This window comes from Thalassospira sp. MCCC 1A01148, from assembly GCF_001613795.1.
GTDB lineage: Bacteria > Pseudomonadota > Alphaproteobacteria > Rhodospirillales > Thalassospiraceae > Thalassospira.
This window is the reverse complement of the sequence record NZ_LPVZ01000024.1, coordinates 1-19,637: the sequence shown is the minus strand read 5'-3', so window position 1 is coordinate 19,637 and position 19,637 is coordinate 1. Positions and strand designations below refer to the sequence as shown.

Sequence of the window (19,637 nt, the reverse complement as noted above, 5' to 3'; positions counted from 1 at the left end):
AAATGCGCTACAGTTGTGCAAATTTGCGCAATGGTGAAACATCGCTTGCGGCGTTACGCACGCCATGGATTTTGAGTAACCCTTGCCGGGATGGGGTCATGAACTGGAATGATTTGCGTTTTTTTGTTGCTGTGGCAAAGGAAGGAACTCTATCGGGCGCAGCAAGATGTCTTGGCAAGGACCACACAACTGTTTCCCGACGCATAGACGCACTGGAAGAAGATCTTGGGGCGCGTTTGTTTGATCGTCTTGCGACAGGCTGGAAGCTGACCGACGCAGGTGAAAACCTTGTGCCGGTTGCCGGACGGATCGAAGAAGATGTTCTGGCTTTCGAACGACAGGCACGCGGGGACGAGACAGCCCACGGTGTGGTCAGGATTGCCGTTCCACCAAGTGCGGGTCGCCTGTTGTTTGCGCCCCGTCTGGCAGAGTTGCTTCGTGATCAGAAAAACCTTGAATATGAGATACTGGGTTCAAGCGTTGTTGCCAATTTGGCACGGCGTGAGGCCGATCTGGCCGTGCGCATGGTACGTCCCGATCAAAGCGGTTTGATTGTCCGCAAACTGATCGACTTGCGGTATGCCGTTTACGCGGCCAAGGGCTACACCGACCGTGTACCAAAGGAACACTGGGAATTCTGTGCCGATGGTCGCAATACATTTGGCGATTATCAGCAAGGATGGGTCTGGGATACGCTTGAACGGGAATTGCCCGTGCGGGTAAAGGCCGATGATACCCAGACGGTACAAGCCTTTGTTGCCACAGGCCACGGGTTGGGGCTGCTGCCGCGCTATATGGCAGATGAAGATGACCGTCTGGAAGTTGTTGCCGACGACAGTCTGGCCGAACTAAGCAAGCCGGTTTGGCTGGTGGTGCATCCTGATATGCGCCGCTCGCCCGGGGTGCGTATGGTGATGGATGCCCTGATCAAGGCAACAGAAAGCATCCCGGCCGCATACAAATCCTGATTATAACCAGCCCAGTTGTCGGGCAGACGCCAGCAACAGCATCACACCAAACAGGGTGATGGTTGCAGCCCCGGCAAAGCCGACAGTACGGCGGATGATTCCAGATGATGTTTCTGACAAGCTAAACAGATGTTGCGTGCCGATGCGAATGCCAATAGCGGCCAGTCCAATCAGGCTGATGGTAATCGCGACCCCAAGCGCCATGGCAAACGCAGCCCCGACCCCGATCAGAAACATCCCGTTGGCAAGCGTAAACAACAGAACAAGGATCGATCCGGTACACGGGCGCAATCCAGCGACAATACCCGTTGAGATCATCTGCCAGCTGGACTGGGTGGCAGCGACACTGTCATGACCGTGATCGTGATGACCGGTATCGCTGTGGTGGTGATCATGATGATGGGCGTGATCATGGTGATGCGCACCCGGTCCGTGGTGATCGCAGCAGTCATCGCGCCCCTGAAGGATGCGAAGCGCCATCAAGGCGCCCAATGCGGCAATCAGGGCATATGAAACCGCTTCCAGAATAAGGCCGTTTCGGGTGACAGCGGCCGGGCCAAGATTAAGGATCAGGGTAAGTCCACCAACCATGACGATGGCTGATACGGCCTGCACGGCGGCAATCAGGCTGCCCATGGCGACACCCTGTCTCCACCCGGCGTCGCGTGACAGGAAATAGGTTGTGGTGATCATCTTGCCATGGCCGGGGCCCGCCGCGTGAAACACGCCATAGGCAAATGACAGCGCAATGATGACCATGCCCGGCCAAAAACTGTCGCCATTTTTAGCTTCGCGCAGGGTGGATGTGATTTCACGGTTAAGTTTGGTTTGCAGGATCACAGTCTGACCAATAATGCCCGATAACCAGTCGGGCAGGGTGATCAGGCTTTCTTCAGCTGGCTCCGGCGTCGGAGAAGGGGGGCTTTCGCTGCTATCGACGGCCCCGCGCCCCAGAAGGTTTGAAGACTGGGCAAATGCCAGATTACTCGACGAGAACGAAATCGCCAGGAGCAAGGCCGCCAGAACTGCCGCCATCTGCCACCTTGGTCGCGCAAATAACATCGGCACGGACCGGCGCGACAAGGTCAAAATAGATGCGGTTCTTTTCATCTTCGCTCATCTCGAAATGACAGGACAGGCTCTTTGTCCCCGAAAACAGCACGGGATCGACCTGAGTGTAGGCGACATCAATATAATATTCGGCATCATAGACCGACAGACTGATGGCATCCTTCATCGGGTCAAGCGGTGTTTCAAGGGTCAGTTTGAAGTCATAACTTACCCGGCGATCATCGGTGATATCTGCCTGGAAATCGGTTGCGCCAGCAAAGGACACAAGTTCCTCGTTGCGACGCAAATGGGTCAGCCACGAAAACTCTGCAAGGGCGGCAAAGGCATTGTCACGCACGGCGGTGTTTTCATCGCCAAAGAACCGCGTGTCATGGTTCTGGTCGAACTCGTCAATCACGGCCATGCTAAACAGGTCGTCAAACAACCAGCGCACATGAATGGCGGTGATCTTGTCATCCTCAAAAACGAATTCGGCATTCGCGTCGATCCATACATGGGGATGCGCAAATGCCGAAGGGGCGGTTGCCAGCATGGTCATGCCGGCAACCATCGTCATTGAAGCTGGCTTACGAACCGTTACCAAGGCAATCGACAAGGGCGTCGACATTTTGTGCCAGAATGTCCTGATAGGCGTTTGGTCCAGCAGGAATGTCAGAGCCAAGCGGATCGAGCGTGCCGGTCCGGATGCCAGTATCCGAGACAACGGCCTGAACAATGGCCGGGCGGAACTGCGGTTCGGCAAAAATGCACACAGCGCCGGTATCTTTGATTTTGTCTTCGATTTCATGAAGGCGTTTGGCTCCGGGCTTCTGATCTGGCGAAACAGTAATCGATCCGACGGCATTCAAACCAAAGCCGGCTTCCAGATACTGATACGCATCATGGAACACGACATAAGGTTTGTCCCGGACCGGTGCAACCTTAGCCTCAAGATCATTACCAAGGTTTGAAAGGCTTGCAAGTAATGTCTGCAGGTTGGCGCGATAGTCGTCGGCATGTTCCGGGTCGATCTCGGCCAGTTCATCGGCAATGGCAATTGCAATGGTTGCGCCATTGGCCGGGTTCATCCAGATATGCGGGTCTACGCTTTCATGTTCATGGTGGTCGACTTCGTGATGGTCATCATGTTCGGCATGCTCTGGCGCAGGGGCATGCGCATGCTCTTCATTCTCATGCTCTTCGTGCTCATGTTCGGCTTCGTGGCCGTGACCATGGTCATCGTCATGAGCGATCTCGTCGTGATCGTCATGATCATCATGGTCCGCATGTTCTTCATGCGTATCACCGTCATGATCATGCATATGGCCTTCCCATGTACCGCCTTCACGCATGTCACGCAGTGCCAGTTCCCTCAGCGAAACCAATTCAAGTTGATGGCTGTGCCCCGAAAGGCTCTGAAGCGGCTTTTCGAGAAAACCTTCAAGCGCGTGCGACACATAGATCACCAGATCGGCGTCACTTAGCGCGCGTGCTTCGCTGGGGCGCAAAGCATAGGTGTGCGGCGAAGATGCCCCGTCAATCAGCAGTACCGGTTCGCCGATATCCTTCATGATGGCGCTCGTGATGCCATGAATCGGTTTGATGGAGGTCACAACTTTCGGGGCATCGTCCCCATGGGCGGTGGCCGACAGCGGAGCGGCAACAATGATCGGGGCTGCTAGCAGAATTCGACGAAGGGCTGGGTACAAGGAAGGCATGTGGCTGGTCCGCTTTGAGGAGTGTTGGATCTTTGATATGCTTTGTTATGATATAACATAACAAATGGTCAAGAAGAATTACGGAGGATCGGGAAAAATGATCGCCAGTGATCTGTCATTTGGGTCGAATCAATTGTGATTGATGCGTTTTTTACGATCCGAACTGACCACAAGGGGTGTTTCCAAACGTGGCAATCCCCACCTGACTTAGCAAAGGTAAGTTTCTAAAACTTCGGGGAATAGTTGCGAGCGTAATGTTTTCTTTTTTCAGATGTTTGTGCGGCTTGGCCATTCTTCCCTTCATACTGGCCACGCCCCTGTATGCTGACACATTCAAGTTGCCGCTCCCGACCGGTAGCGAGACGCACTTTGCCCTTCAGGTAGACTTGCTCGAACTGGCGTTGCAATACGCGCCGGGGGATCACAGACTGGAAATCATCCACGCGGATCGCTTGTCTCAAAAACGGGGGCTTGCCATGCTTGACGAAGGTCAGGTCGATGTGGCCCTTGCCGGATATAACCGATATGCCGAACGCCACCTGCTTCAGATCGATTATCCCTTGACCAAGGGTTTGCAGGGCTATCGTTTGTTGATCACCCGTGCTGACATGGTCGAAGAATTTGATCGTGTTGAAAGCCTTGAGCTCCTGAAAGATATCTGTATCGGTTCCGGTCACTCCTGGGTTGATACCCTTATCCTCAAACAGGCGGATTTGTGTGTTGTGGAAGGGCCGGGACCTAGCCTTTATGGCATGCTCGAAATGCGCCGGTTCGACGTAATGCATCTGGCAATCCATGAACTCGGAACAGAAAATGTCCAAAGGATGTTGAGGCAGCATAACCTTGTCGTCTATCCGAAATTGCTGCTGCGCTATCCGTACGATTTCTATTTTTATGTTCGCAAGGACAGCAAACCCGTTCATGACTTGATCGAACAAGGATTTCATGCCGCAACACAGGATGGGGCGATAGACAGGTCTTTTCAGGAGCATCCCGGGATTGGTTATGCACTCCGGTTCCTGAAAGAACATCCAGACTTGCAAATCATTGATCTGGATAACCCGGAAATGACGGATGGCAACAGCGCCAATATCTACCGATACTGGCCCGGGAATTGACCCTGTTAAGGTTCATTGCCTGATCCAAATAAGATTATTCCACCTCGGAAATGAAAAATCTGCATATGTGTTTTGGTGTCGCTGCCTGATCAAGCCGACGTCAAATCATCAGGCGTGTAAGTCGTCTCATGCAGGATTTCGCCGCTCTGATAATCGACAGATTGCAGCGTTACACCATACCCCCACAACTGCCCGATATAGCCCAGCGTCATTTCCGCTTCGGACTTTTCAAGCCGGATGCCTTCATGTTCGGTGTGCTGGATGTAAAGCTGCCGGTTGCCACGGATGTCGACATCAACCACCTGCATGTCCGGTTCGCGGACTGAAACGTCGTGCATGCGGGCAAGTGACCGGCGCACTTTGCGATAGCCGTTGTCGTCATGGATCGCGGCGACCTCAAGATGCGGTGACGTGCTTTGATCATCGATCATGAACATCCGCATGTCGCGCATCAGCTTGGGTGACAGGAATTGCAGGATGAAGCTTTCATCGCGGTAATGCGCCCATGCTTCCTTGAGCGTCTCGACCGGTTCGTTATTGCCGGCAATGTCGGGGAACCATGCACGGTCTTCCTCGGTCGGGTCGACACAGATGCGATGAATGTCCTGCATCATGGCAAAGCCAAGCGCATAGGGGTTGAACCCTGAATAACGCTGATCATCATATTCGGCCTGAAACACCACGCGTGAATGGTAATCGATGAATTCCATCATCGCCCCTTCGGAAATCAGGCCCTTGTCATACAGACTGTTCATGATGGCGTAGTGAACATAACACGCACAGCCTTCATTCATCATCTTGGTCTGTTTCTGCGGATAGAAATACTGCCCGATATTCCGCACGATACGCAAAATCTCGCGTTCCCACGCTTGCAAAGTCGGGGCGTTCTTTTCAAGGAAATAAAGCAGGTTTTCCTCTGGCAAACCGAACTGCGCACGGCGTTCCTCAACGCGCATTTTGCGTTTGAGTTCATCCATGTCCTGATCGCCCTGATCCGGTTGGGGCAGGGTCCGCCAAAGATCGTTATAGGTCTCGTCCTCATACTTGGCGCGTTCGCGTTCACGCTCAAGCTCGGCGGCAAGGTTGGGTTTTTCTGGTCGGGAATAACGATTGACCCCCTGTTCCATCAGGGCGTGCGCGGCATCCAGGACCCGTTCAACCGCGTCAAAGCCATGGCGGTCCTCGCACTTGGCGATATAGCTTTTGGCGAATTGCAGATAGTCAAGAATGCCTTCGGCATCTGTCCATTGCTTGAACAGGTAATTGTTCTTGAAAAAATGATTATGCCCGAATGCTGCATGCGCCATCACCAGCGCCTGCATGACGATGGTGTTTTCTTCCATCACATAGGAAATGCAGGGGTTGGAATTGATCACGATCTCATAGGCCAGCCCCTGATAGCCCTTGCGATACATGACATCATCGCGCACGAAGCGTTTGCCAAATGACCAGTGGTGATACATCAACGGCATACCGATCGATGAATAGGCATCGAGCATCTGCTCGGACGTGATCACCTCGATCTGATTGGGATAGACATCAAGCTTAAGCTCATTCAGCGCGATATCCTCAATCGCGTCATATGTGGCTTTGAGTGTCCCAAAGTCCCAGTCGGCACTGGTGAAAAGCAGTTTGTCGGCGGATTTGGTCTTGCTGCTCATCGCGTCGCCTCCGCACGGTTTTTGGCAAACAATTCCCTGAAGACCGGGAAGATATCGGCGGCTTTCGTGACCCGTTTCAGCGCAAATTGCGGATGGGTTGCCGCCAGCGGCGCATAGGCTTTCCAAAGCGCTGTTTCACCTTCGGCGGCGGCAAAAATCTCGGCCTCGCGCTCGTCGGTGATTTCGATATAGGCGTAATACTGGCATTTGGGCAAAAGGTCCTCTGCCAGAAGGGCGGTGCATTTCGCCCCGTCATTGGAATAGTTATCCCCGTCTGATGCCTGCGCGGCATAGATGTTCCACTGATCGGTGGGATAACGGTCTGCCAGAACCTTTTTCATTTCCTCTAACGCGGTGGAAACAATCGTCCCGCCGGTTTCGCGCGAATAAAAGAACGTTTCTTCGTCAACCTCGGCCGCGCGCGATGTGTGGCGGATAAAGACCACGTCGACATGTTCGTATTTGCGATGCAGGAACAGGTGAAGCAACATGAAGAACCGCTTGGCCAGTTCCTTCATTTGCTCCGACATTGAGCCCGACACATCCATCAAGCAGAACATCACCGCTTGTGTATTGGGATCGGGGATCTGTTGAAACTGGTTATAGCGGGTATCAATCGGATCAATGAACGGGATCGCCTTCATCCGGCGTTTGGCCTCTTCAAGATCGGCCAACAGGGTATGAAGCGTTTCGTCATCCGATTTGGTCAACTTGCCATTCGGGCGCTTTTCCGCCTTGACCTGAAGGGCGGCGATCTTTTCTTCAAGCTCGCGTACCTCGGCCGTTTTCGGGCGACGCAACCCAATGCGCCGTGCCAGTGAATTGCGCATTGTGCGCACAAGGCTAAGGTTCGATGGTGTGCCCTCAACCGAAAAGCCCGCGCGCGCATTTCGAAACGCGGTGGTCTGCTTCAGGCTCTTTTTCAGAAGATCGGGCAGTTCCAGGTCTTCAAAGAAGATATCAAGGAACTCGTCACGGGTAAGGGTGAACTGGAATTCATCCTCGCCTTCACCATCGGGGCTGGCTTGTGATCCGCCAGAACCGCTATCGCCGCCTTGCGGTCGGGCAATGCGATCACCCTGCACAAACTTCTTGTTGCCCGGCAGGACATAGTTGCGGTTGCCCCCACGTCCCATGTGGTGAAAACCCGGTTCCTTTAACGTTTTGCCGGGGATGGTGATTTGATCGCCGCTGCTGATATCGGTAATGCCACGCGATCGGATGGTGTTCTCAACCGCCTTTTTGATCTGGGCCTTGGCACGACGCATGAAACGTTGCCGGTTGCCAAGGCTCTTGCCGGTCGGGTTCTTGCGACGGTCAACAATATAAAGCATGGGCAGTCACATCCTTGCACGGTTCAAAGGCGCGTTGTGCAGATCGTTGTCGCCTTGAATGTCCGCAGGATGTGACATCGGGTGATGGGCCAAAGCCACATCCTGCGGCGAAGAAGCAACCGGGCGGACAAGGGACAAGCCCGCCCGGTCGGGCCGGAAAGACAAGGGGGGAGCTTAACCGGCCTTATTGACGCGCATGTACCATTCGACCAGACGGCGAGTCTGACGCTCGGTATATTTGCGATCAATCATGCGTTTTACGAACTCGTTGTGTTTCTTCTCGGTCTCGCTGTCTTTCTTCGAGCCGAACGAAATCACCGGCAGCAGGTCCTCGACCTGACTGAACATGCGTTTTTCAATCACTTCGCGCAGTTTCTCATAGGACGTCCAGGACGGGTTCTTGCCCTTGTTATTGGCGCGTGCACGCAGGGCAAACTTGACGACCTCGTTACGGAAGTCCTTGGGATTGGCGATGCCTGCCGGTTTCTCGATTTTTGACAGTTCCTGATCAATGATCTTGCGATCCAGAAGCTGACCGGTATCGGGGTCCTTGAAGTCCTGATCCTCGATCCACGCATCGGCATAGGCAACGTAGCGATCAAACAGGTTCTGACCGTAATCGGAATAGCTTTCGAGATACGCCTTCTGGATTTCCGCCCCGATAAATTCGGCATAGCGCGGTGCCAGTTCGGACTTGATGAAGTCCATATAGGCCTTTTCGCGTTCTTCGGGGTATTGTTCACGCCGGATCGCCTGTTCCAGCACATACATCAGATGCACCGGGTCGGCGGCAACTTCGTGCGTGTCATGGTTAAAGGTTTCCGACAGAACCTTGAAGGCAAAGCGGGTCGAAATCCCGTCCATGCCCTCATCAACACCGGCCGTATCGCGGTATTCCTGCATGGATTTGGCTTTGGGATCGACATCCTTCAACGTCTCGCCGTCATAAACCCGCATCTTGGAATACAGGTTGGAGTTTTCATGCTCCTGCAGGCGTGACAGTACCGAAAACTGTGCCAGCATCTTAAGCGTGCCCGGCGCACAGGAACCATGTTCAAGCTCCGATCCTTGCAACAGCTTGTCGTAAATCATGGTTTCTTCGGTCACCCGTAGGCAATAAGGCACCTTGATCACTGAAATACGGTCAATGAAGGCTTCGTTGTTCTTGTTGGCCTTGAATGTTTGCCACTCTGCCTCGTTCGAGTGCGCAAGGATCAGCCCCTGGAACGGGATGGCGCCGAGGTTTTCCGTGCCGATATAGTTGCTTTCCTGGGTGGCGGTAAGCAACGGATGCAGCATCTTGATCGGGGCCTTGAACATCTCGACAAATTCAAGAATGCCCTGATTGGCGCGGTTCAAGCCCCCGGAATAGCTATAGGCATCCGGGTCGTTCTGGCTGAAATATTCCAGCTTGCGGATATCAACCTTACCAACCAGCGACGAGATATCCTGGTTGTTCTCATCACCCGGTTCGGTTTTGGCAATCGCGATCTGACGCAGGCGCGACGGGATCAGTTTAACGACCGAAAACTTGGTCAGGTCCCCGCCAAATTCATCAAGGCGCTTGACCGCCCATGGGGACATCAAACCGGTCAGGCGGCGTTTGGGGATGCCGTATTTATCCTCGATGGCGTCGCCCATTTTGGCCGGGTTAAACAGGCCAAGCGGGCTTTCAAACACCGGGCTGATTTCATCGCCCGCCTTGAGCACGTAAATCGGTTCACGTTCCATCAGCTCCTTGAGCCGTTCGGCAAGTGAACTTTTGCCCCCGCCAACCGGGCCCAGCAGATAAAGAACCTGTTTGCGTTCCTCAAGGCCTTGGGCGGCGTATTTGAAGAAGCCGACAATGCGTTCGATGGTTTCTTCCATGCCAAAGAAGTCGGCGAAAGCCGGATAGCGTTTAATGGTCCGGTTCAGAAAGATGCGGCCAAGTCGGGAATCTGTCGAGGTGTCGATCAGTTCAGGCTCGCCGATCGCGGTGATCATGCGTTCAGCAGCAGAGGCATAGGCAGTCGGGTCTTCGCGACACAGATTAAGGTAGTCGCGGATGGTCAGTTCAGTTTCCTGCTTTCCGTCATAGCCTTCCGCATACAGCTCGAAGATATCCTGGTCTTCAGCCATGGCGCGGTCTCCTTTCAAACGTTATCGCACTGTCAAACTTACGTTTCCGGTTTCATTCCTGTTCTTGCGCATTGATGCGTTCTGTCTTGTAGGGGGCACGATATGCCCGGCCTTGTTTTTGTGGCGTCGGCAAGTCTCCTGTGAAGGGAGTCCGCCAGACGGTCATGTTTTAATAAAAGGCGTTCACGGTTAATCTCTGGCGGAACATGCCAAGCTTTGAAAATTTGATTGTGCAGTTGCGGCCATTACGCCGTTTTGCAGTCTTGATCAGACTTTTTTGGGCCCCGTTGCGGCGACCGATATACCGACACTGAACTGGTCGGGGCAGGCTTCTGTCGAACGAACATCAAAGTGACCTTTGAGCCTGCCAAGGCAAATTGCCCTGTTATTCAGACGTGGGAATAAGGAACTGATTTCGCAAGACGATACTTCCGTCGAACACCGTAAAATTATGTGGCCCTGTTCACATGTAAGTGACCACCAGTCCAGCTTTGGTGCCGCTTTTTGATCCAAGGCCAAAGCCAAAAATATTTTGCATTTGCGTAATGGGCGCGCCCGGCGCTATCACGGGCAGACAGGATCCGGCCCCGAAGGACATCACAATGAGCGACGAAACCGTACAGTTTATCGAACCGCATGAGCTTGATCGCCTGATCGGCGAAGAGGCCGTCACAGTCATTGATGTTCGCGAACCCGAAGAATTCGCAACTGGCCATATTGAAACCGCGATCAACATCCCGACGTCAAACTTCGATATCCCGGCCCTTGTTGATCTTACCGATGAAAGTGACACCGATCTGGTCTTTGTCTGTTCAGTCGGTCAGCGTTCCTTCGGGGCGGCCAACGCTGTGCTGCAGCACGTTGATTGCGACGTCAGCAACCTCAAGGGTGGTCTTCAAAGCTGGACCCGTGCCGGTTTTGATCTTGAAGGCGCCAGCGAAACCTGACTTTTTTTGATGACGGGGCAGGGGACGGAATGTGACCGGGCACACCCTGCATGAATGATGCCGTCAGGCGACGTCATTTCTTGTCAGGCGTGACCAACGCACCGGCAGCAAGAACTTCAAACGCGGCAATTGCCTTGCGAAGGGTGTCTTGCGGATTGTCACTTGCCGCGACCCACAGGGCTGCATTCATCGCAACGCCATTCAGCAATCTTGCCAACGCCTCTATATCGACCGGTTTGATCGCCCCCTGATCGGCCAGTTCCGTCAGTGTTTTGATTGTTGCCTGCAAACAGCGGTTCTGACTGGGCCACTGCGACGGATCACCCAAAAAGGCCGGACCATCACGCAGCACAATGCGCTGGATCTCTGGATCAAGGGCCAATTCGATATATGTCCGGCCCTCGGCCATCAATCCGTTCCAGCCACCACCCGCAGCATCGCCAGCTTCCTTCGCCGTCTGCGCCATGGCTGAATCCACTTCATCGACCACGGCCGCCAGCAAACCGCGTTTGTCTCCGAAATTGTGATACAGCGCGCCGCGTGTCAGCCCCGCCGTTGCGGTCAACTCATCCATTGATGCATCTGCAAAACCCTTTTCGGCAAAGGCCTTGCGACCTGCCGCAATCAGTTTGATGCGGGTTTCTTCCATTTTTTCAGCGCGCGTTTTCGCAGCCATCAGGCACTCCGAATTTAACATACGCAACGTATGTGAATTGACGTACGTCGCGTATGTGAATATATCTGTTTCACATACGCAGCGTATCTGAAACGAATTCGAAATACCACAGATACTAACTTTACCCGAACAAGGAGGTCTTCATGGCCCTCGCAAACCAACCTGTCTTTCCACCCAACCGGCATGCACTTTATGATGCACATGGCTATTCCCCGGCCATCAAATCCGGCGATCTGTTATTTGTTTCTGGCCAGGTGGGCAGTCGCGAAGACGGATCACCCGAACCGGACTTCAAGCAACAGGTCGTGCGTGCCTTTGATAACCTTAAGGCAATCCTCACAGCGGCCGATTGCAGTCTTGATGACATCATCGATGTCACCACCTTCCATACTGACCCGGAAAACCAGTTCGATGATATTATGGCGGTGAAGGGCACTGTGTTTGATAAAGCACCTTATCCGAACTGGACAGCCGTCGGGGTTAACTGGCTTGCCGGGTTTGATTTCGAGATCAAGGTCATCGCCCGCATCCCGGCGGGCAATGCCTGACCCTATGGCTTTTGGGCCATAACACTTTGGCTTGGTGATGAACCGGCCCCGACATGACAGTGGGGCCGGTATTTACTTCTTGACCTGTTCTCAAAATAGGGAAAAAATCCCGGATAAGAGATTCGAGGATGTTTTTGTTATGGATGAAATAGAAACACGTCTTGCCCATCGCTTGGCAAGCTTGCGTTCTGAGCGGGGCTGGTCGCTTGATGAACTGGCCCAGAAAAGTGCGGTCAGTCGCGCCAGCTTGTCACGGATCGAAAAGGGGGAGGTCAGCCCGACCGCAAGCGTGCTTGGAAAGCTTTGTGTTGCCTTTGGTGTCACCCTGTCACGGCTCATGCAGATGGTCGAAGATGATTTTGGCCCGCTTGTGATGCGTGCAGATCAGGAAGTTTGGACCGATCCCGATACCGGGTATCGAAGACGATTGGTCTCCCCGACATCAAAGCAGTTATCGGGCGAGGTAATCGAAGTCGAAATCGGCCCGGACCAGCGCATTGAATATGACGGATCCCCGCGTGACGGCCTTGAACATCATCTGGTGATGCTTGAAGGCGCGCTTGCGATGCAAATCGACGGACAAACACACCAGCTAAGGGCGGGTGACTGCCTGCGTTATTTGCTGCGTGGTGGCAACGTCTTCCAAACGCCGCCTGATCAGGGTGCGAAATATCACCTCTTCATTATCGACTAACCGAAAGAGCCGCCATGTCGTCCAACGCCCATTTCGCATCTGACATTAAGGTCGTCACCCTTGATGCCGATCAGGTCGCAGCCCGCCTTGATCAGTTTGCCGACATGCTCCATGCCTGCGTGCATGACGGGGCCAGCATCGGCTTTATTGAACCCTTTCCGATAAACGAGGCTGCCACCTTCTGGCGCGACAAGACCATCCCGGCACTGATGGGGGGAAAGCGCGTTCTGTTTGCCGCCCTTGACGGTGACCGGGTGGTTGGCACGGTGCAGCTTGATTACGACACCATGCCCAATCAGGTCCATCGCGGTGATATCAGCAAACTGATGGTCCGCCCCGATTGCCGTCGTCGCGGGATTGCCAGATTGTTGATGAGCGCGGCCGAAAAACGTGCGCGTGAACTTGGCCGAACGCTTCTGACGCTCGACACTCGCACGGGGGACAGTGCCGAAGTGCTTTATACATCGCTTGGCTTTGAAACCACCGGCATCATCCCCGATTTCGCCCGTGATCCGGACTCAGAAAAGCTGAGTGGCACCACTGTTATGTATAAGCGCATCATCAGGTAGTGGTTTGAAACCCTGTACGATTCTCGGGTCTGTATTCATAAAAGCCCCTCTGGCATGCCAGAACGGCGTCTTTGTCTGACTCAAGGCCAACTAAATTTGATTGCCGCAGTGCCGTAATCAAACCGGCGCACACATTGCCAATGTCTTTTTGCCAGTGCCTTCGGCAGCTGTGTGCGCCGCATCAAGGGCAACTGACTAAGGGATTCGACTTAGTCAAAACATGTTGAACACCGCCGAAAAATGGGCGCATCCTTTCCGTCCTGAATAAAAAAACGGAATAAAAATTCTCGGAGGACGTTCATCATGAAGAAGTTTGCTCTTGCTGCCGCCCTGATGGCAGCCGTCGGATTTTCCGGCACCGTTCAGGCCGCAGACCTGACCCTGCGTATTTCGCTTCAGTTGCCACTCAAAAGCCACCTCGGCCAGAACCTTTTGATGTTCAAGAACGAGGTCGAGGAAAAATCAAACGGTGACATCGAAGTTGAGATCTATGATTCTGCACAGCTTTACAAGGACAAGGAAGTCCCGGCAGCAGTGGGATCTGGAGCGATTGAAATGGGTGTGGCATCGCTGACCCGTTATGTCGGTGATGTACCGGCGGTCGATATCTTCTATCAGCCGTTTGTCTTTGATTCCGAAGAAAAGGTCCGCAAGGCGGTGGCCAAGGATTCCCCTGTGCGTGGTCCGCTTGATGCCGCAATCGCTGATACCGGTGCGACCGTCCTGTGGTGGCAGGCCTATGGTGGTGCGATCATGCTTTCCAAGGATGCTCCGTTGCATGGTCCGGCCGACATGGAAGGCAAAAAAGTCCGCGTGTTTGGCAAGACACTTGGTGACTTCACCGTTGCCGCGGGCGGTGCGCCGACCCTCATTTCCGGGTCCGAGCAGTATATCGCCTATCAGCGCGGTACCGTTGATATTGGTATGACCGGTGTTTCCGGTGTCAAATCGCGTCAGCTTTGGGAAGTCATGGACCACATCACCGTGACCAACCATGCCGATATCGAGTTCATCGTTGTGGTCAATACCGACTTCTGGAACGGACTGACCGATGAGCAGCGCAATATCATCAATACCGCAGCCATGAACGCAGAGGCCGATGTGCGCAACCGCATGAGCGAAATCGAAGCCGCGGCTTATGCCGCTGCCGAAGAAGCCGGCATGAATGTCTATAAGCCGACCGACGAGGAACTGGCTAAATGGCGTTCGGTCGCGCAGCCGGTCTATGAAGCCTTCCTCGAAGATGCCGGTGATCTCGGCAAACAGGTCTTCGAGGCCGCTCAGAAGTTCTGATTTCCGTAACGCTCGGCGGTCGGGTGCCATGTGCCATGCCTGACATGACTGCATATGGGCGCCGACCGGGGCGTGAAGTGAACCTGATTTGATCTGTTGTCATCACCGCACGGGCTCCAAAGGACTTTAATCCCGTCGCGGTGATGACACCCCGTCTTTCAACACGCACTGTTTAAATCATGTTTGATCGATTAACGCTTACCCTTGCGTGGGTCGCTGCCATCCTGTTTGTGCTGGCTGGCTGCATGCTGACCTATGAAGTGCTGGCGCGCTATTTCTTTGTCCGTCCGACCATTTGGGCGGCTGAGCTTTCCCAACTGTGTCTGATCTGGGGATCGCTTTTGGGGATGCCTTGGGCGCTTTCGGCTCGCCGCCATATTTCGGTGGATGCTGTCACCCGTCTTCTTTCGCCCAAAATCCAGCGTCTTGTGGAAATCATCGCCATGACCTGCATTCTGGCCTTCTCCGTGATGGTGACATTCAAGGGCTGGGAAATCTTCTATGAAAGTTTCGAACGCGGCCGCACCAGTGGCACCATGCTTGATCTGCCTGCGTGGATTGCCGAATTGCCGGTTGCCATCGGGTTTGCGCTGCTTGCCATTCAGGCTGTGATCGAGATTGTTGGCCTCGCGCGGGGCAAGGATATTCCGAAAGGGGCGCACGAATGACGATTGTCCTTACCCTTGCAGCGATGTTCACGCTGCTTTTGATGCGTGTGCCGGTTGCCTTTGCGCTGGGCGGGCTTGGCCTTGCCATGCTGTTGCTGGGGGGCTTTTCGCCCCTGATGGCCCCGCAGGCCGTTCTTTCCACGCTTGATGGCTTTATCCTGCTGGCGGTGCCCTTGTTCCTGTTGATGTCCAACATCCTGCTGCGCGCAGGTGTGGGCAACGACCTTTTTGCTGCGGTCAGTGCCTGGGTCGGCCATTGGCCGGGCGGGCTTGCGGTGGCGACCATCCTGTCATGTGGTGTGTTTGCGGCCATTTCCGGATCATCTGTTGCAACGGCGGCGACCATCGGCACGGTTGCCATCCCGGAAATGATCAATCGTGGCTATAACAAGCGGTTTGTTTACGGGTTGCTGGCCGCTGGCGGCACGCTTGGCATTCTGATCCCGCCCTCCATTCCGATGATCATTTATGGCTTTATCACCGAAGAATCCGTGATCTCGCTGTTTCTGGCCGGGATCGGTCCGGGGATCGCGTTGTTGCTGTTCTTTATCGTCTTCTCGATGATCTATGCCCGCATGGGCGGACAGGAACTGGAACCGAAAAAAGGCTGGGCGGAACGCAAACGTGCGACCATCCGCGCGCTGCCATCGGTCGTTCTGGCGGTTCTGATTATATCGGGCATCTATTCCGGTGCCTTCACCCCGACAGAGGCCGCCGCCATCGGCTTTGCCGCCGCCCTGATCATCACGGGGCCGATCATGCGGGTGCTGACATGGGATGCCCTTAAAAAGGCGGTATTCGATTCCATGGCAACCACGGTCGCGATCATCTTGATCATTGCCGGGGCTAAAATCTTTGGCAAGGCGATCACCCTTTATCGCATTCCACAGGATATTTCGGTGATGATCACCCAAGGGGTCGATACCGAGCTTGCCTTTATACTGATCGTTACGGTCGTGCTTCTGGTGATGGGACTGGTGTTCGAAGCGCTGTCCATGGTTCTGATCATGACGCCGGTGCTTTTGCCCGCTGCCCTTGCCCTTGGATTCGATCCGATCTGGTTTGGCGTTTATATGGTGATCATGGTTGAATGTGCCCTGATCACACCGCCGGTGGGGCTTAACCTTTATGTTATCCAGTCCGTGGCCAAGGCCCGACTGGGCGAGGTTGCCCGCGGCGTTGCGCCGTTCCTGGCCCTGATGTTTGTTTGTGCCGCGGTTTTGTATCTGTGGCACGATCTCGCCCTTTATATTCCCTTCAAGCTGTAAAGACCGATGACGAACGCTCAATCACCTGCCGATGCCCTGCGCGCACTTCTTGCCACAGGCGACCTGATTACCATGCCGTGCTGCTTTGATGCGCTTTCTGCCAAGCTGATCGAACAGGAAGGATTCGGCCTGACCTTTATGTCGGGATTTGCCACCTCTGCGGCACGGATTGGCGAACCTGATCTAGGCTTGATGTCCTATGGCGAAGTACTTGATCAGGCGCGCAACATCACCGATGCGGTTTCGATCCCCGTAATCGGCGATGGCGACACCGGCTATGGCAATGCCATGAATGTCCGGCGCACCGTCACCGGCTTTGCCAAGGCGGGCTGTGCGGCGGTCATGATCGAAGATCAACTGGCGCCCAAACGCTGCGGCCATACCAAGGGCAAGGAAGTCGTCGGTCGCGACGAGGCCTTTGACCGTATCAAGGCCGCCGTCGACGCCCGCGAGGCCGGGGCAGATATCCTGATCCTGGCGCGCACCGATGCCCGTCATCAGCACGGCCTGTCAGAGGCGATTGACCGTGCGGCGAAGTTCAAGGAACTCGGTGCCGATATCCTGTTTGTCGAGGCCCCGAAATCTGTCGACGAAATGCGCACCCTTTGTGCCGAGCTCCCCGGCCCCAAGATGGCCAACATCGTCGAAGGCGGCGAAACGCCCGATCTGTCACCCGAAGAACTCAAGGACATCGGTTATCAGATCGCGGCCTATCCTCTGTCGCTGATGGCAGCGGCGATGAAGGCCATGGTCGAATGCCTGCAAACCATGAAGCACGGCCAGCCACGTGACGACAAACTGATGGGCTGGGCGGACCTGCGCCAGCGCATCGGCTTTGATGACTATTACGAAGTTTCGGAACGCTATGCGTCGTCCAGACGCGACGGCTAGGGGACAGGTAATGGACGACAGACATCACGGCAGTTGTCTGTGTGGGGCTGTGCGCTACGAAGTCACGGGGGGCTTCGATGCGTTCTTCCTGTGCCACTGCAAATATTGCCAAAAGGACACCGGTGCGGCCCATGCGGCCAACCTGTTTTCCCGCAAGGCAAAGCTGTCGTGGATTGACGGCTACGATAACACGCAGTCCTACACCGTACCCGAAACACGCCATCAAAAGGCGTTTTGCAAGACATGCGGCTCCGCTGTGCCCTACACGCAGATGGATGGCAAGCTGTTGGTGGTGCCCGCAGGTAGCCTTGAAACGCCTGTCTCGATACGCCCGAACGCCCATATCATGCTGGGCAGTAAGGCGAGCTGGGACGACGGGCTTGATGAAATCGAAGGGCTTGATGGCTTGCCCAAATAACATTTCGATGCAACGCCAAAAGAAAACCCCGCAGCTCAAGGCTTGCGGGGTTTTCTTTAATGGTGCCGGCAGAGAGACTCGAACTCCCAACCTTCTGATTACAAATCAGCTGCTCTACCAATTATAGCTATGCCGGCGTGAGCGGCGCGAAACATAATCCGGGCCGCGGACGAATGCAAGAGTTTGAAGCAGGGAAATTTACATCCCGTGAAAACCCTTCAAACGCGCGTGTTCGCGGGCTGTGACCTACTTGCGATACAGCTCGTAAAGCGCGACCGCCGCCGCGTTTGATACATTCAGGCTTTCGATGCGATCTGACATCGGCAGCTTGACCAGAAAATCACAGCTCTCGCGCGTCAGGCGACGCAGCCCTTCACCCTCTGATCCCATGACAATCCCGACGCGGCCATGCAGTTTGGCTTCGGCCAGTGTCTGCGTGGCATAGCCATCCATGCCCGCCAGCCAGAAATGCGCCCCTTTAAGCTTATCAAGCGTCTGGTTCAGGTTCCCGGCATGAATATAAGGCACGGTTTCAAGTGCCCCACTGGCCGATTTGGCAAGCACGCCGGTTTCAGGCGGGGCATGACGGTCGGGCACGATGACGGCAGAGGCGCCAAAGGCCGCCGCACTGCGCAGGATCGCGCCGACATTGTGCGGATCGGTGACCTGATCAAGGATCAGAACCGTGCACTGTTCAGAATCGCGGTGATCGGCGATCAGTTCCTCGACCGACAGCTGGGGCAGGGGCGCGCAATGCATTGCCATACCCTGATGCACGGTGCCTGGCGGCAGCATTTCATCAAGGTCGGTGCGCCCGGCCGAATCTACGGCAATGTCGGTCCGGTCTGCATCGGCAAGGGCGGCGGTAACTTCATCACGGGTGTTTTCCGTCGCCCAGATTTTGTGAATCGTGCGTTGCGGATTGGCAATTGCCATCATCACCGGGTGACGCCCGAATAGAATCAGGCGCGAATTGCCACCCGATCCGCCACCGTCACGGCCACGTTTTCGTCCTCGGCGCGAATTGCCTTCACGGTTTTCATCGCCTTGCGGGAGCGCATCGGGCGCACCATCACCTTGATGACGATTTCCTGAACGGGATTTATTGCGACGCGACATGATGGCGGAAACCTCCGGGCCTTGAGGGACTACGTGGCGAACTGAATGCACTTTGTTTCGGTTGTTAAGCGAAGCTTGGGGAACATATAGGAAAGGAAATACGATTTCGTGCTTTTTTTGCTGTTGACAACACATGGCTGTCCACCGTATTCCCTCCCTCGCCGCAACGAGGCCGGGGTCAAACCCGGATGGCGTTACGACCCTGATGGAGGGGTGGCAGAGCGGTCAAATGCAGCGGACTGTAAATCCGCCGACTTAGTCTACGCAGGTTCGAATCCTGCCCCCTCCACCATTCTCTCGCCCTCGCGAGAGCTCGCAGCAGAACTATGCGGGTGTAGCTCAATGGTAGAGCAGAAGCCTTCCAAGCTTACGACGAGGGTTCGATTCCCTTCACCCGCTCCAATATTCTAATGATGCGACCCGTCGGCTCGTGCGGTGGGTTTCTACGTGTTTTTTTGGTTCGGATAATAGGATCTGAGGGCAATGGCCAAGGAAAAGTTTGAGCGTACAAAACCGCACGTTAACGTTGGCACCGTCGGCCACGTTGACCACGGTAAAACCACGCTGACCGCAGCA

Annotated in this window: 20 protein-coding genes and 3 tRNA genes; 14 read left to right on the top strand and 9 right to left on the bottom strand. The window is 54.7% G+C overall.

Annotated elements, in window-relative coordinates:
• Nucleotides 1-98: 98 nt before the first annotated feature.
• Nucleotides 99-968 carry a LysR family transcriptional regulator gene (locus tag AUQ43_RS19075; RefSeq protein ID WP_062957911.1) on the top strand — a complete coding sequence of 290 codons (870 nt, stop codon included), beginning with the start codon at nucleotides 99-101 and terminating at the stop codon, nucleotides 966-968.
• Here AUQ43_RS19075 and AUQ43_RS19070 read toward each other — a convergent pair whose 3' ends face one another.
• Genes AUQ43_RS19070 through AUQ43_RS19060 form a run of 3 tightly spaced genes read right to left on the bottom strand, consistent with a single transcriptional unit; the run spans nucleotide 969 to nucleotide 3,736 of the window.
• Entirely contained in the window at nucleotides 969-2,003 is a 1,035-nt protein-coding gene (locus tag AUQ43_RS19070; protein WP_232310752.1) for a nickel/cobalt transporter, read from the bottom strand.
• Nucleotides 1,951-2,595 (bottom strand): DUF1007 family protein, encoded by a 645-nt coding sequence (locus AUQ43_RS19065; RefSeq protein WP_232310751.1) that lies wholly within the window; start codon nucleotides 2,593-2,595, stop codon nucleotides 1,951-1,953. The genes AUQ43_RS19070 and AUQ43_RS19065 overlap by 53 nt, the downstream gene beginning before the upstream one ends.
• A 10-nt stretch (nucleotides 2,596-2,605) precedes the next feature.
• Nucleotides 2,606-3,736, bottom strand: coding sequence for a zinc ABC transporter substrate-binding protein (locus AUQ43_RS19060; protein WP_062957909.1), 1,131 nt, complete (start codon nucleotides 3,734-3,736; stop codon nucleotides 2,606-2,608).
• Between the two features lie 284 nt (nucleotides 3,737-4,020).
• Here AUQ43_RS19060 and AUQ43_RS19055 point away from each other — a divergent pair, with 284 nt between their 5' ends.
• Nucleotides 4,021-4,854, top strand: coding sequence for a hypothetical protein (locus AUQ43_RS19055; RefSeq protein ID WP_062957908.1), 834 nt, complete (start codon nucleotides 4,021-4,023; stop codon nucleotides 4,852-4,854).
• A gap of 89 nt (nucleotides 4,855-4,943) precedes the next feature.
• On the opposite strand, the gene AUQ43_RS19050 is transcribed toward AUQ43_RS19055, so the two are convergent.
• The 3 genes from AUQ43_RS19050 to AUQ43_RS19040 form a co-directional block, all read right to left on the bottom strand.
• Nucleotides 4,944-6,515, bottom strand: a complete 1,572-nt coding sequence (locus tag AUQ43_RS19050) for a SpoVR family protein (protein ID WP_062957907.1) — start codon at nucleotides 6,513-6,515, stop codon at nucleotides 4,944-4,946.
• A complete protein-coding gene (locus AUQ43_RS19045; RefSeq protein ID WP_062957906.1) occupies nucleotides 6,512-7,849 on the bottom strand; it encodes a YeaH/YhbH family protein in 1,338 nt (445 codons plus the stop codon). Before AUQ43_RS19045 ends, AUQ43_RS19050 begins: the two co-directional genes overlap by 4 nt.
• Nucleotides 7,850-8,023: 174 nt before the next feature.
• Nucleotides 8,024-9,970, bottom strand: a complete 1,947-nt coding sequence (locus AUQ43_RS19040; RefSeq protein WP_062957905.1) for a PrkA family serine protein kinase — start codon at nucleotides 9,968-9,970, stop codon at nucleotides 8,024-8,026.
• A gap of 602 nt (nucleotides 9,971-10,572) precedes the next feature.
• On the opposite strand from AUQ43_RS19040, the gene AUQ43_RS19035 reads away from it, so the two are divergent.
• Nucleotides 10,573-10,917 carry a rhodanese-like domain-containing protein gene (locus AUQ43_RS19035; RefSeq protein WP_062958067.1) on the top strand — a complete coding sequence of 115 codons (345 nt, stop codon included), beginning with the start codon at nucleotides 10,573-10,575 and terminating at the stop codon, nucleotides 10,915-10,917.
• Nucleotides 10,918-10,990: 73 nt separating this feature from the next.
• On the opposite strand, the gene AUQ43_RS19030 is transcribed toward AUQ43_RS19035, so the two are convergent.
• Entirely contained in the window at nucleotides 10,991-11,593 is a 603-nt protein-coding gene (locus AUQ43_RS19030) for a TetR/AcrR family transcriptional regulator (RefSeq protein ID WP_062957904.1), read from the bottom strand.
• Nucleotides 11,594-11,736: 143 nt separating this feature from the next.
• Here AUQ43_RS19030 and AUQ43_RS19025 point away from each other — a divergent pair, with 143 nt between their 5' ends.
• From AUQ43_RS19025 to AUQ43_RS18990, 8 genes are all read left to right on the top strand, one after another.
• On the top strand, nucleotides 11,737-12,141 hold the full coding sequence (locus AUQ43_RS19025) for a RidA family protein (protein WP_062957903.1): 405 nt from the start codon (nucleotides 11,737-11,739) through the stop codon (nucleotides 12,139-12,141).
• A gap of 139 nt (nucleotides 12,142-12,280) precedes the next feature.
• Complete coding sequence (locus tag AUQ43_RS19020; RefSeq protein WP_062957902.1) at nucleotides 12,281-12,835, top strand: helix-turn-helix domain-containing protein; 555 nt, start codon at nucleotides 12,281-12,283, stop codon at nucleotides 12,833-12,835.
• 14 nt (nucleotides 12,836-12,849) lie between these two features.
• Nucleotides 12,850-13,404 (top strand): GNAT family N-acetyltransferase, encoded by a 555-nt coding sequence (locus AUQ43_RS19015; protein ID WP_062957901.1) that lies wholly within the window; start codon nucleotides 12,850-12,852, stop codon nucleotides 13,402-13,404.
• A gap of 303 nt (nucleotides 13,405-13,707) precedes the next feature.
• The gene (gene dctP, locus AUQ43_RS19010) at nucleotides 13,708-14,697 is read left to right on the top strand and encodes a TRAP transporter substrate-binding protein DctP (protein ID WP_062957900.1); all 990 of its coding nucleotides are present in this window, start codon (nucleotides 13,708-13,710) and stop codon (nucleotides 14,695-14,697) included.
• 179 nt (nucleotides 14,698-14,876) lie between these two features.
• Nucleotides 14,877-15,365, top strand: coding sequence for a TRAP transporter small permease (locus AUQ43_RS19005; protein WP_062957899.1), 489 nt, complete (start codon nucleotides 14,877-14,879; stop codon nucleotides 15,363-15,365).
• Complete coding sequence (locus AUQ43_RS19000) at nucleotides 15,362-16,633, top strand: TRAP transporter large permease (RefSeq protein WP_062957898.1); 1,272 nt, start codon at nucleotides 15,362-15,364, stop codon at nucleotides 16,631-16,633. The genes AUQ43_RS19005 and AUQ43_RS19000 overlap by 4 nt, the downstream gene beginning before the upstream one ends.
• A gap of 6 nt (nucleotides 16,634-16,639) precedes the next feature.
• Nucleotides 16,640-17,524 (top strand): oxaloacetate decarboxylase, encoded by an 885-nt coding sequence (locus AUQ43_RS18995; RefSeq protein ID WP_062957897.1) that lies wholly within the window; start codon nucleotides 16,640-16,642, stop codon nucleotides 17,522-17,524.
• A gap of 10 nt (nucleotides 17,525-17,534) precedes the next feature.
• Entirely contained in the window at nucleotides 17,535-17,942 is a 408-nt protein-coding gene (locus tag AUQ43_RS18990) for a GFA family protein (RefSeq protein ID WP_062957896.1), read from the top strand.
• A 60-nt stretch (nucleotides 17,943-18,002) separates the two neighbouring features.
• On the opposite strand, the gene AUQ43_RS18985 is transcribed toward AUQ43_RS18990, so the two are convergent.
• Nucleotides 18,003-18,079 (bottom strand) — tRNA-Thr (locus tag AUQ43_RS18985).
• 109 nt (nucleotides 18,080-18,188) lie between these two features.
• Nucleotides 18,189-19,061 (bottom strand): 23S rRNA (guanosine(2251)-2'-O)-methyltransferase RlmB, encoded by an 873-nt coding sequence (gene rlmB / locus AUQ43_RS18980; RefSeq protein ID WP_062957895.1) that lies wholly within the window; start codon nucleotides 19,059-19,061, stop codon nucleotides 18,189-18,191.
• 207 nt (nucleotides 19,062-19,268) lie between these two features.
• Here rlmB and AUQ43_RS18975 point away from each other — a divergent pair.
• The 3 genes from AUQ43_RS18975 to AUQ43_RS20165 all read left to right on the top strand — a co-directional run.
• Nucleotides 19,269-19,353 (top strand) — tRNA-Tyr (locus AUQ43_RS18975).
• A gap of 36 nt (nucleotides 19,354-19,389) precedes the next feature.
• A tRNA-Gly gene (locus tag AUQ43_RS18970) sits at nucleotides 19,390-19,463 on the top strand.
• A gap of 81 nt (nucleotides 19,464-19,544) precedes the next feature.
• A partial coding sequence (locus tag AUQ43_RS20165; protein ID WP_198157154.1) for a GTP-binding protein occupies nucleotides 19,545-19,637 on the top strand: 93 nt, incomplete at its 3' end.